General features: G+C 53.4%; 9 protein-coding genes. 2 read left to right on the top strand and 7 right to left on the bottom strand.

What is annotated here, in order from left to right; all coding sequences use genetic code 11:
• Window positions 1-48: 48 nt before the first annotated feature.
• The 6 genes from DWX59_RS17165 to DWX59_RS17190 all read right to left on the bottom strand — a co-directional run bounded on the left by DWX59_RS17165 (window position 49) and on the right by DWX59_RS17190 (window position 8,958).
• Window positions 49-2,154, bottom strand: a complete 2,106-nt coding sequence (locus DWX59_RS17165) for a PTS sugar transporter subunit IIC/EAL domain-containing protein (RefSeq protein ID WP_117560471.1) — start codon at window positions 2,152-2,154, stop codon at window positions 49-51.
• A 131-nt stretch (window positions 2,155-2,285) separates the two neighbouring features.
• Complete coding sequence (locus DWX59_RS17170) at window positions 2,286-3,290, bottom strand: hypothetical protein (RefSeq protein WP_117560441.1); 1,005 nt, start codon at window positions 3,288-3,290, stop codon at window positions 2,286-2,288.
• Window positions 3,287-4,960: an HlyD family secretion protein gene (locus DWX59_RS17175; RefSeq protein WP_235845088.1), complete on the bottom strand. Its 1,674-nt coding sequence runs from the start codon at window positions 4,958-4,960 to the stop codon at window positions 3,287-3,289. The genes DWX59_RS17170 and DWX59_RS17175 overlap by 4 nt, the downstream gene beginning before the upstream one ends.
• Before the next feature lie 9 nt (window positions 4,961-4,969).
• On the bottom strand, window positions 4,970-5,812 hold the full coding sequence (locus DWX59_RS17180) for a carbohydrate ABC transporter permease (RefSeq protein ID WP_117560443.1): 843 nt from the start codon (window positions 5,810-5,812) through the stop codon (window positions 4,970-4,972).
• A gap of 28 nt (window positions 5,813-5,840) precedes the next feature.
• Entirely contained in the window at window positions 5,841-6,743 is a 903-nt protein-coding gene (locus tag DWX59_RS17185; protein ID WP_117560444.1) for a carbohydrate ABC transporter permease, read from the bottom strand.
• Entirely contained in the window at window positions 6,706-8,958 is a 2,253-nt protein-coding gene (locus DWX59_RS17190; RefSeq protein WP_117560445.1) for a hypothetical protein, read from the bottom strand. The genes DWX59_RS17185 and DWX59_RS17190 overlap by 38 nt, the downstream gene beginning before the upstream one ends.
• A gap of 213 nt (window positions 8,959-9,171) precedes the next feature.
• Here DWX59_RS17190 and DWX59_RS17195 point away from each other — a divergent pair, with 213 nt between their 5' ends.
• Together DWX59_RS17195 and DWX59_RS17200 are read left to right on the top strand one after the other, a co-directional pair.
• Window positions 9,172-9,858: a response regulator transcription factor gene (locus DWX59_RS17195; RefSeq protein ID WP_117560446.1), complete on the top strand. Its 687-nt coding sequence runs from the start codon at window positions 9,172-9,174 to the stop codon at window positions 9,856-9,858.
• Window positions 9,851-11,167, top strand: a complete 1,317-nt coding sequence (locus DWX59_RS17200; protein ID WP_117560447.1) for a sensor histidine kinase — start codon at window positions 9,851-9,853, stop codon at window positions 11,165-11,167. Before DWX59_RS17195 ends, DWX59_RS17200 begins: the two co-directional genes overlap by 8 nt.
• A gap of 88 nt (window positions 11,168-11,255) precedes the next feature.
• On the opposite strand, the gene DWX59_RS17205 is transcribed toward DWX59_RS17200, so the two are convergent.
• Complete coding sequence (locus DWX59_RS17205; RefSeq protein ID WP_117560448.1) at window positions 11,256-12,404, bottom strand: DUF2812 domain-containing protein; 1,149 nt, start codon at window positions 12,402-12,404, stop codon at window positions 11,256-11,258.
• Window positions 12,405-12,498: the final 94 nt, after the last annotated feature.

Below are 12,498 nucleotides of genomic sequence, written 5' to 3' on the forward strand. Positions count from 1 at the left end.
CTTCTCCAAGGTACATCCATTCCACCATATGAGGCTGCATCCGTTCCCTCACATCCCGTCCGGTTCCGGCAGCATTTTCACATATTCAATGAACGCAGGAAGAGGCAGGGGCCTGCTATAATAATACCCCTGGTAAATACTGCATCCAAGTCCATGAAGGACCTCCACCTGTTCCTCTGTCTCCACGCATTCCGCCACCGTGCTGACTTCCAGTATGCGGGACATGTTCATGATATTGCCTATCAGTCCGCAGGTCTGGACATGGTCCGGCAGGCGTTTTATCAGGGAACCGTCAATCTTTACCTCATCATAGTCAGCAGAGTTAAGGTAATTAAGGGAACCATGGCCCATACCGAAATCATCCATGCTGATACGGATGCCGGCCTTCTTCAGTTCCTCCAGCTGATGTTCCAGGTTGGCGCCGGGATTCAGGGCCACCTGTTCTGTCAGTTCAATGGTCAGATACCTGCCCTCCACCTGCATTTCCCTCAGTATATCATTTACCTTTCCCGCAAAGCCAGGATCCTCCAGCTGCAGCGGAAGGATATTGACGGAAAATGGAACCGGATGCCCAATCTCCTGTTCCGCCTTCTTCATATCCCGGCAGGCCATGGAGACAATGGATAATCCCAGTTCGTCAACAAAACCGCCCTGGGTAGCCAGCGCAATCACTAAGGGCGGATAGATGAACGTTTGCCCCATATAATCCCACCGCAAAAGGGCTTCACACCCATAAAGGGTATGGTTCCGGTGCATCTGGGGCTGATAATACAGCTGCAGGTTCCCCTTCATAAGCGCATACTGGAGGTCTGAGGCCAGTAACTTGGCAGTCTGCCGGTTCTCATATGTCCTCCAGTAAAAATCCCTTACCCATACCGAATGTTCCTCTTCCTTCATGGTATTTTCCAGGTTCTTTATTTTTGAAAGGAATTCCTTTTCCTGAATCATCTCACTATGCCTGACAAACGGAATATAAATCATGGTCCCCACTGCAAGATTAAACAGCTGGAGCAGGCTGCCCCTTAAAGAACCCGTGGCCAGATAACCGCTGAACAGGGCAGGCACGGTCCACTCCACACTGTTCGACACAGCGGGCACAAGACTGAAATAAATGGCCGTGCCGCTAATAAGCGACAGTACGATGGGCGTAAGGATAAAAGGCAGTATCATATCCGCGCTGAATATAATGGGAAACCCGAACAAGACCAGTTCATTGGTATTAAATATAACTGCGGGCAGGGATAGCTTGGCCAGGCGCCTGTTGTTCTTTTTCCTGGCCCCAAGAAACAGCGCCAGCACCAGACAGACCGCGCAGCCGCTTCCTCCCATGAATACAAAGGTGTCCAGGAATGTCTTGCTGAAGATGCGGTCCGGCACAAGCCCCTGGGCAATCATTCCCTGATTGACAGCCACCTCTGACTCAAAAAGCCTGCGTGATACAGCTTCCAGCGTATTGGTCCCATGAATCCCGAAAAACCAGAGCACATGGGATATAAGGATATAGAGCAGGATGGAAGGCAGGCCATTGCCCAAATGTTCAAATAACTGCAGGAACAGATAGGAGCCGAAGTTCATGATATTGGCATCCTCAAACAGCAGGTACAAGATAAATCCTGACACGCCGCATACGGCAACGGTAACTACCGCGGGTACCAGGCTCTGCATGGATGCATTAAAATTATAGGCAACCCCCATGGTATACAGGCGCTGGTGCCCTGCAACCCACCGGTATATCATGGTGAGCAGCCAGCAGCTGACCAAGGTAATACAGATTGCCGTAAAACTCCACTCAGGCCCCCAGATGGACAGCCCCCCGCTGGGATAACAGAACGCAATGAAGGAGCAGAGGGACACGGCCGGGAAAAACACAGGGGTATTGTCATACACCGTCTGTTCCTCCCCATAGGCATACGAAATCATCAGGGCAAAAATAAAGCCCAGCGAACCAAAGGTGGCCTGGTAAATCCCCATCAGGAACATATCCAGAAGGCTGCCCGCCCCAGAAGCAAGATAGTCCTGCCATATCCTCACAGGGAAATTCATGATGACCAGGGAAAATGACCCCATGATTAAGAATGGTATGGTCAGCAAAAGCCCCTGCCTGACTGAAAAAATAAATATATTGTTATTAAGGAACCGGCGGACTTTTTCCATTGGCTCACCCCCATCCTCTGGCCGCATCATATATCCGGCATCTGGTAAATCTTTAATAGCCATTATACCATTCTTTCCCGTCAGACACAATCCGGCTATTGGGTGATTTTTACATTTGATAGAAAAGCTTTTTACCCCTCCCGGTTCCGGGGAACAAAATATCCCCATAACAAAAAAACGCCCAATGTCCCAAGGGAACAGGCCACACTGGTTCCGGTCCTCCTCTTAAGCTGTACCAGCCATTCCGCCCGGTACACCTCCCCCATCCTCCCCATACGATCATGGAGTTCCCCTGCCCTCCGGCTCCAGAAGTCAAAGTCAGACCATTTCCCTGGTATCAATGCGGCCGGTATCTTAAGGTCCAGCTTCCATATAAGGATGATGCCGAGAAACAGCAGGGATACCGCCAGGACTGCCAGCCCAAGCCGCCTTCTTTTTCCTATTCCCCTGCGCAGCATCTCCCGGCACAGCCAGCCCATTACCATTACAGGGGCAGACAGAACTGCCAGACAGGCAGCCGCGGAAAAAAGAGATCCGTCCACACAGACATATCCGCTTCCTATCCCATACCGGAACAGGATACGCCCGGCCGCTGTTTCACCTGAACTGTCTTTCCCACAGCTGATGATCAGACAGCGCATCCCCTCCTGTCTGCCCGCTAAAACCAGGATGACATATCCGGGATCATCCGTCACTCCCCGTACCACATAGGCCTGGTCACGGCACCATACCTGTTTGCCGGACACTGCCGCAGAACCAAACAGTTCCAAGGCCAGCCCCCTGCTGATGACACAGCCCTCCCGGTCTGTCCGCAAGCCATAGGTCCCATCTGCCAGGCGCCTGAAAGCCGCCATATCCCTGGAACCGTATACCGACATACATTCCGCCTGCTTTTTCCTTCCCAGTTCACGGTTTTGGACCAGGACGTCCCCGGTCAGGGTCCAGGCCGTAATATCCGGGTATTTTTCCTTCCCGGCCTCCTGGCTGACCAGATGGGCAAGTGCCTCCTGCATTGGCGCGTCATCCTCTCTGTAGTACATAAACACCTGTCCCCTGTAATCCCCGGTACTCCATGCGGCAATCACACCACATCCCCACAGCAGGGACAGCAGCAGCAAAAAAATCCATTTCCTCATTTATCCACCACCCTGACGCGTTCACCTTCACGGACCCCTTTATCTGATATGGTAATCAGCCTGGCATCCTGAGCCACCGGTCCCGATACGGCTGCTTGTGTGCTGCTTTTCTCCAGGACTTCAAGGTTAATCCTGACAGCAATCAGCTCTTCACCCAGAATTGTTTTCTTAGGCTCTGCCGCCAGACAGAAAAAGCCTGTATTGTCTTCCCTCAGGGCTTCGATGGGGATTACCAGCGGATATGCATCTGATTCCATGTAAACCGTAAAGGATGCGCTGCCCCCAAGGTTTCCCATGCCATCCGGCATCACAGCCGTCACCTGCGCGGTATCGGTCCCTGTTGTCTGGTCCACCGACCCCACCTCTGCCTCCACATCCCCTGGCTGTCCTGTTATCTTAACCCTCATTTTTGTTCCCTGTCTTAAAAGGTCTGATTTATCCTTATCAATCCGTGCAATCAGGTTCAGGCTTCCCACGGCCAGCCGGACCTGGGAACCGGCCTGGGTCCTGTCCCCTTCCTTCAATCCCAGATCCGCCACAATCCCGTCCGCCGCCGCCTCCACACGTCCCTGGCCCGCAATCAGGGCATCTATCTTTTCCAGCTTTTTCTCTATCTGCCGTATATCCAGCTTCATGGATTCCTGGCGCAGCCGTGAGATTTCCTTCCTGGCCGCCTCCTCTGCCAGCACACCGGCTTCAGATACCTTTGCGTTCTCCAGCCTTTCCATGGACTGGTACAGGCTTTCCTCCAGTTCCTTAACCCTATCCTCTGCTGATTTAAGTTTGTCTTCCTCTGCCTTTACCGCATCCTCATAAGACTTGCGGAGCTCCTCCCTGGCTGTCTCTTCCCCATAATCCACATCCTCATATGATTCCTCGGCCGCATACATGGCCGCCCTTTTTTCTTCCACCTCAAGGTCCTGTTCATCGCGGATGTCCTCCAGGTCCTCCTCCGCCCGTTCCAGCTCCAGCTGCGCCCGTTCCAGGTCTTCCTCCGGCGCGTCCTCCCGTCCTTCCAGCTTATCCAGCTTTTTCTGCCTGTCTTCCACTTCGCGTTCCGCCTTTTTTACAGCAGCATCCCTGGCCAGCTGCGCTGCCTCATATGCCCTCCTGGCGCTTTTCATGGCTCTTTCGTTATCCTCCTTTACCTCTTCCCTGGTCCGGTTCTTCTTCTGCACATAGTCATGTTCCAGGTCAGCTGTGGAAACCTGATAATCCTCTTGTGCCTCTGCCAGGTCTTCCCTACCGGCTAAAAGCGCCCTCTGGGCAGCGGCCACCTGCTGCATGGCCAGGGTTTCCTCCGTCACCCTGGGAACCGATATGGCGGAAAGCGTTTCCTGCTCCAGGAGAAGCTTTGCCTTCTCAAGTTCCAGGGACAGGCTCTCCCGTTCTTCTGCCAGCCGTTCCATCTGAAGCAGCAGGATGGTATCTCCTGCCTGTACCTTCTGACCGGGTCTTTTAAGTATTTCCCCAACCAGCATATCCTCCGGCAGCGTGATATAGACTGAACGTCCAGCCGAGAACTCCCCGGTCCCCTCTATCACATAGGATACGATTCCCTGTTTCCCATATCCGGTTTCAACCCTGGTAACAGTGATGCTGTCAAGGGCCCTGGATAAAAAGGTCAGGACTGCCATGGCAGCCAGGAACAGTACTGCTGTCTTCTTCATCTTGATTCCTCACTCCTTGATGCCTGATGCGGCAATTCCCTGTTCCAGTGATTCAGCCCCCATGACAAAAAGGATGACCGGAAGCATCATCATGATAATGGAGGCCGCCCAGGCAACCCCTGCTTTATCCGAGGTGATTTCCGGCAGATAAAGGGACAGGGGCCATAACCGTTTTTCCTTTAAATAGGTCATGGGCTGCTCGATTGCGTTCCAGTTCTCCAGGAAGCCAAGTACCATCACGGATACGATTCCCGGCTTTCCCACAGGGATCCCCACCCTGGCAAATATGGAAAACTCCCCTGCCCCATCCAGCCTGGCCGCCTCAACCAGCGGTCCTGGAATGGATTCAAAGAATTTGGCCATGACAAATACCGGAAATGCAGAAAACATCCCCGGAAGCACCACTGCCAGATGGGTATTTAAAAGGTGCATCTGCTTCAGCACAAGATATCCCGGCACCATGGTCACCTGGAACGGCTGCATCATCAGGATGATATAGAGGAAAAGCAAAGCCTTCCTTCCCCTGAATCCAAACCGTGCAAACGCCCAGGCTGCGGGCAGGGCTGCCAGGAGCTGCCCGCCCAGGACCGCGCCTGTCTGTAAACAGGAATTCCAGAACATCACATAAAATCCCGGGGAGTCCAAAAGCAGTTCCACAAAAGGGCGCAGGGTGGGATACTCCGGAAGGATTGCAGCCTTTACCGGGGAATTGCCCATGCCGAATAAGGCTCCATAACGCTCCAGCATTTCCCCTTCAGACATCAGTGCATTGCCCGCAATCAGCAGCAGGGGCAGCCAGACAAAGAGACACGCTGCTGCAAGGATAAGATTGACCAGTACCCGTTTTACCACTGTTTTCTCCTTGAAGGACCTCCTGGCATCAGTCCGTAGAGGACCTTTTGGGGTGTTTGCGCCGGAAGGCGCCCAAACACGCCAGGACCGGTATCAGGACCGCAGCCTCTACCATCACGGAGGCCGCGCTCATTTTCTGTATGTCCAGGGATACAAACCAGTTGTTGAACAGATGCTGCAGCATATAAATGCTTTCATGTGGATAGTCGCCTGCCACAAGATAGGCTTCCCTGAATACTTTAAAGGAGTTGATGACCGACAACACCGCGGTCAGGAATGCCGTGCCTTTTAATCCAGGCAGTGTGATGCGGCAAAAGCACTGCCATGGGCCGGCCCCGTCCACCCTGGCTGCTTCATAAAGCTCCTGGGGGATGGCGTTCAGCCCGGCCAGCCAAAGCATCATATCATACCCTGTATTTTTCCATATGTAGGTCACCACCAGGATGGCGAACGCGCTTGGCTGGTTCAGCCAGTCCTGGCCGGCCAGCCCCAACAGCCCGGCCAGCTGCCCTAAAAGCCCCTGGGGGTAAAAAAGCAGCTTCCATAAAAGGACCACCGAGGCAACCGGGATGGCCATGGGCAGGAGGATGGAGGTCTTATAGAAATTGCCCCGTCTGTCTGCCGGCAGCGCCTGTCCGGTACAGGACTGTATCATCACGGCGATGCAGAGGGAAAATGCCATCAGCACAGGGATGCACACCAGGATGAAACGCAGCGTATTGAAAACCGCCAGAAGGAATGCCTGGCTTTCCAGCACAAGCCTGAAATTAGCCAGCCCCACAAACCGTCCCCCCACTGCCTGCCGGAACGAGCGCACCGTCATGTCTGCAAAGGGAATCAGGATAAAGACAGCTGTCCCTGTCAGGCTGGGGGCTAAGAACAGCCATGCCTTCCTATTCCGAGAAATACAGATCTGCTTTGTTCTGCGCATTCCTGGCCGCCTGCTCCAGCGGCATGTTCCCCTCAAAGAATCCCATTGTCTCATCAACTATGATCTCCACAAGTACACGGTCCACCCTGATTGGGTGCGTGGCAGCGGCAGCGGTTTCAAATAACATCCGGCATTCTTCCCTGGTGGGTGAGCTGCCAGTTATGCTATAAGCACCATTGCCCATGGTTACACTTAGGCTCCCGCCCTTATCCTCACGTTCCACCCACACGTCGATTGCCTTGGTATTTACCGGAAGGCCGTCCAGAAGGTCGCTGGACTGCACCTCCTGCCCCAGTACAAAGCGTACAAATTCCTCTGCCAGTCCTTTTCTCGGACTTGCCTTGTTGATTCCAATCACACCGTTTGGCAGATAGGATGCATTAACACCTTCCATCCTGTACCCATTCTTTTTCTGAACCGCCAGCAAAAGCGGCATATCGAACATCCCTCTTACTTTGTCCACGGCAGCAGCCGACATTTTTTGGTCCACGCTGTCAAATTCACTGCCGGAAAACCCATCCATGCTGTGAACGCGGTTATAGGCGCGCCCTCTTCCCCCATCCTCGGATTCATCAAAACTGACCCTGGCCCCGCAGGCATCTCCCAATACCTTCACGGTCTCAATAAGTTCCTGGATTTTGCCCGGACGCAGCTTTCCCGTGGCGCTGTCCACAATCTCATCATAGGTCAGCGCGATTACCTGGCGCATCAGGTTCTCATAATTATACTTGGGGCGCAGAGGAAGGTGGGATGGGTCGCTCTGATAATCCCTCATTGCTTCCAGGGACGACAGGCTTTCTATGGCCTCCTGGTCGCCGTATGCAATGAGCAGGATCATCCTGGACGGTATCTGGTATATACTTTTGTCTGCTTCTGTATAAGGTCCTGCGGCCTGCCCCATCAGCTCCCCCGAGGAAATCATTGGCTCCAGGATTCCACGCATATCCTCCAGCACGCCTTTTTCAATGTAGGATTCCACGGGAAGGCCGTCCAGTATGAGCACATCCGCGCCATTGCCGCCCAAAAGCTCGGTATTCAGCGCACGTATGGTATCTGAAACCGTGGCGCTGCCACCTCCTTCCTGCCCTCCAATCAGTTCCACCCTCACATCCGGGTGGCTCAGCTGGAACATGGAGGCTGCCTGGCGTATGGTAGACATGTTTTCCAGGTCCAGCCCATATACGGTCAGCGTTTCAAGGGGAACAGAGGGCATATCCCTGTCATATGTGTAATGTTTTATCTCATGCAGGTCAGATTGGGACATCCACACATAGAAATCATTTTCATTTCCCACAAACAGCTTCCTGATGTATGCACTGGGAAGCCCCAGGGAATTAAGGGTACCGTCCGCCACTGTCTCCCAAAGGCTCCCGTCCTGGTTCATATGGTGGATTCCTCCTGCGTCAGCCGTGTAAAACCCGCCGTTTCCATCCGGCGCCATGGCCGCATACATACTGTTAAGGTCCATGGAACGGTATGCGTATTCAGCTGCGGCAGCAGCCGACTGTCTGGAGATATCATATTCCAGAAAGCTTTTGCTTCCATTGGTAATATACTGGTTTCCAGCAAGAAGGCCGGATGTCTTCCATTCTGAGGAACTGGACTCCTGGGGCATGGAGAACAGTTTTTCCCCGGTCCGGCTGTATGCAGACGTCTCCCTGCCGGTTGACAGTAAGATCATCCCGTCCTCTGAAACAGCCCCAAAGTCAACCTGCATCTCATAATATCCCCGGTCATTTTTCACCGAGAATACGTGTTCCAAAAGGGGCTGGGGCGCCTGCCCCTCTGCCAGCCTGGCCATATTGCATCTGTAGTCATCCCCGCCCCGGTATAACACATACCGGTTTCCGTCGTCCCCATATATCATGTGCAGGGTGTCATAGGGAAATGTCAGCCCTTCCATCATGCTCTCTTCCTGCTTTTCCCAGCCGTCCCCGGCCCACACATACCGGCTGGCCGTCTTATCCTTATCCCTGATTGTGTACAGCTCCAGTTCCTTATCCCAGGTCCGACCCACATCCGCCACATGTTCCCCGTCTTCCAGAGTAATGCCGATGCTGCTTTCCACATATCTTCCCCTGGGTATGTCCTCCTCCCGGCGTGCCTGGGTTTCCCCGGACATGTCTGATTCAGGCGTTGCGGGCGCTGAACACCCCCACAGACCTGTTGCTATGATACCAGCCGCAAGGCAGAGGCTTATTATCTTTTTTACCATTGCAATCCCTCCATCATGATCCGTAATTACGGTGATATCCGTATCATATCAGACAAATCTCTAAAAGACCTTAAAAAATGGAAGAATTTCTTTTAGGTTTTTTAGAGATTTGTCTGATATAATGTTTTTAATGATTCAATATAAGATTCAATACAATAAGGATACCCGTACTGCGCCATGCAGATACGGGTACCGGTGGCGTGAGGGTTAAATATGAGGATTCTGCTGGTTGAAGATGATAAGGAATTATGTGGCACCATTAAGCTGCAGCTGGAACAGGATGGCTATGAAACCGACTGCTGCGGACAGGGGCAGGAGGCATTCTATTATGCGTCTGAATATCCCTATGACGTCATTATATTAGACCGGATGCTTCCCCAGATGGACGGGCTCAGCGTGCTCCAGGGACTGCGGCGGATGGGCATCACCACACCGGTCATCATTACCACTGCGCTGGACGGGGTCAATGACAGGATAGACGGGTTGGATGCGGGCGCCGATGACTATCTGGTAAAACCATATGCCTCCGGCGAGCTGCTTGCCAGGATCCGGGCAGTTGCCCGACGGCCCGGCAGGCTGGAACAGGGCAGCGCAAAAACCTTTTCCAATATAACCATGGACACGGACCGGCGCGAACTGACCGGGCCTTGCGGCACTGTCAGCTTAAGCAGGCGGGAAGCCGCCCTTTTGGAATACCTGATACGCAATGCCGGACAGGTGCTACCCCGGGGGCTGATACTGTCTTACATATGGGGGCCTGACTCCGAGGTGGAGGACGGCAATCTTGACAACTATATCTATTTCCTCAGAAGGCGCCTCAAGGCCATTGGCACATGTGTCCAGATTAAGACCGTGCACGGGATTGGGTACCGCCTTGAAAGCGGAGGCGGCCATGATTAAAAAACTGCACCGGCAGCTCACTGCCCTTTTTACAGCGGCAACCGGCCTTATCCTGACCCTGGTGGTCATAGGAGGCCTGGTGGTCAGCGCCAGGGAGCTGGAGAAAAAGTCCCTGGAGGCCTTCCAAAATGATGTGCTGGGCATCACCTCCAGGCTTCAGTCCGGCGCCACCATAAGCTGTACCTGGCTGTCACAGCTGGAAAGCAGCCGCAGGCTCATCATACACATCGAGGACAACGGGGTTCCCCTGCTCTATTCCGGCTCCTGGTCCCCCCTTACCGACCGGAACCTTCTGATTGAACGCACCAGGGAAATGGCGCTGGCCCAACACATCGACCCCTCCGTAAGGCCGGTATCCTCCTCACTGCTTCGCAGCCCCGTGTATACGGTGGAGGGCAGCCGCAAGGATTCCTATCTTGGATGTGTCCTTGTGCTTCCAGTGGGAAACAGTTTCCAAAGCCTGACCCTGCTTGCTTATAAAGGCCCTGCCTCCTCTGGTCTGTACCGCCAGGGATTTTTGTTCCTCCTTCTCAACCTGGCTGGAATCGGGGCACTTATGTCAGTGAGCTGGATACTGGTGGGTAAAGCCTTAAAACCCCTGAAGGAAAACCAGCAAAAGCAAAATGAATTCATCGCAGCGGCCTCCCATGAACTGAGGGCGCCCCTGGCCGTCATACGCTCCAGCATATCTGCGGCCCGGTCAATGCCCCGGGACTGTGAACAGTTCATGGATAATATGGATAAGGAATGCTGCCGGATGTCCTATCTGGTTGGCGATATGCTGCTTCTGGCATCTGCAGATGCAGGACACTGGGTCATCCGCATGGCGCCCCTGGACATGGATACCCTTCTCATTGATATGTACGAACGGTTCGAACCCCTTTATCAGGACAAGGGCGTGGCACTGCATTTAGAACTTCCCCAATCCTCCCTGCCCAGGATAAACGGGGATGGGAAGCGCCTGGAGCAGATCCTGTCCATCCTTTTGGACAATGCCCTGCGATATACCCCAAAAAACGGTTCCGTCCGGCTGTCTGCCTGCGTGGAGCAGGTGAGCCACCTGCTGTCCGGAACCAAAAAAAGCCTGTGTCTGACCGTGTCTGACCAAGGCTGCGGGATTGATGATAACGCAAAAAAACATATTTTTGACCGTTTTTACCAGGCAGACAGCTCCAGAAGCGATAAACAGCATTACGGGCTGGGACTGAGCATTGCCAAAGAGCTTGTCCAGAAACACGGCGGCACCATCAGCGTTGGGGATTCACCCTCCGGAGGCGCATGTTTCATGGTGTGCCTGCCGGTAATGTGACCTGCTGCAATGCCCTTTTGGCCCGGTGCAGATGATTTTTCTGAGGGCGCGGATGCAGGTGCTAAAACAAAGATGCAGCGGGCCCTGCTCAGATTGTTCCGGCTAAGGCCTGAAGAACAAAAGCCAGATCTTCACGGCTGTGGGCCGGATATGTCAGATACCATACATAATCATCCCTGACCGCAATACACTCCAGCCTTTCAGATACCCAGGCCTGGTCGAGGCCTGGTATATCTGTCAAAACAAAATCCTCTGGCGAACCGGCAAAAACAGCATCCTCCATCAATAGTCCAACCACGTTTCCTCTCATGCCTGCATCCTTCAGATGATAGACATCCTGCCGCATCCATACCTCACTGCCATCGGCATCAACCACCTCAAACGTATTCCAATGCTCTGTTAAAAGTGAGCACCCGTATTTCACCTCACTGACCTGATTCTTTATAAAGCTCTGTGTCCGCTCTCCCTTTACCCCGATATCCGAAAGTACAAGATATGGTCCATCCGCTTCAGCCGGCATTGCATGCCTGTAGCTTCCTGCCCACTGGCAGATTGCCAGGACACCGAATACAGCGGTAATAAGCATCAGGGAACCGTTAAGGAACGTTGATACCCGAAAGCCCGACACCGGCAGATATTCAGAGCGTTCCCCATCCTTCATCCTGCGGCGCAGATGGCCCAGATACCATATGCCCCGTACATCCCTGTACATCAGACATAGCAGGAAAAAGATGAATCCGGTCACGGCCGCCGTATTCTCAATCCAGCCCCTGTAAGCAGATGACAGGAGCCGGCTGTATCCCCCATAACCGCCAAGCATATACCCTAAGAGCAGAAAGAAAGCAATGGACAGCGGAAGCTGCAGAAACGAAACCATATATTGTTTTTTCAGCCCTTTCCTTGCATCTGCGTACGATTTTGGCTCCTGGTATGGTTCCGAAGCGCCGCCGTTCCCAGATGCGCTGAACACGTGGATAAAACCGCGTCCTGTTACATATTCCCAGCCGGACGCCTTATAGGCGTCCATCTGTTCCTCTGTAAAAGGCGGTTCCCCTGGCCGGGCAGGGACTGTCAGAACAATCCCATACCGTATCTTTTCCGGCGCCCAACGCCTGAAACTGCTTAAATATGCGCCCCGTTTTACAAGACGCCACCCGCTCCCAGCCATTTTTGTGTAAAACCGTTCGGTCTCATCTATTGCAAACTCCTGGGGATGAAATACATATCTGCGTTCCATTTTCTTTTATCCTCCATAACCAATTCCCGAAGGAACCGGCACTCCTGCAGGCTTTTGTCCATACTCCCGGAAAGGAAATAAGCCCTCCGGACAG

The sequence above is a fragment of the Enterocloster aldenensis genome (assembly GCF_003434055.1).
Lineage (GTDB): Bacteria > Bacillota > Clostridia > Lachnospirales > Lachnospiraceae > Enterocloster > Enterocloster aldenensis.

Coding starts and splice junctions, on each gene's coding strand:
- DWX59_RS17165 (WP_117560471.1), bottom strand. CDS start 2,154: ATGGAAAAAGTCCGCCGGTTCCTTAATAACAATATATTTATTTTTTCA.
- DWX59_RS17170 (WP_117560441.1), bottom strand. CDS start 3,290: ATGAGGAAATGGATTTTTTTGCTGCTGCTGTCCCTGCTGTGGGGATGT.
- DWX59_RS17175 (WP_235845088.1), bottom strand. CDS start 4,960: ATGAAGAAGACAGCAGTACTGTTCCTGGCTGCCATGGCAGTCCTGACC.
- DWX59_RS17185 (WP_117560444.1), bottom strand. CDS start 6,743: ATGCGCAGAACAAAGCAGATCTGTATTTCTCGGAATAGGAAGGCATGG.
- DWX59_RS17190 (WP_117560445.1), bottom strand. CDS start 8,958: ATGGTAAAAAAGATAATAAGCCTCTGCCTTGCGGCTGGTATCATAGCA.
- DWX59_RS17195 (WP_117560446.1), top strand. CDS start 9,172: ATGAGGATTCTGCTGGTTGAAGATGATAAGGAATTATGTGGCACCATT.
- DWX59_RS17200 (WP_117560447.1), top strand. CDS start 9,851: ATGATTAAAAAACTGCACCGGCAGCTCACTGCCCTTTTTACAGCGGCA.
- DWX59_RS17205 (WP_117560448.1), bottom strand. CDS start 12,404: ATGGAACGCAGATATGTATTTCATCCCCAGGAGTTTGCAATAGATGAG.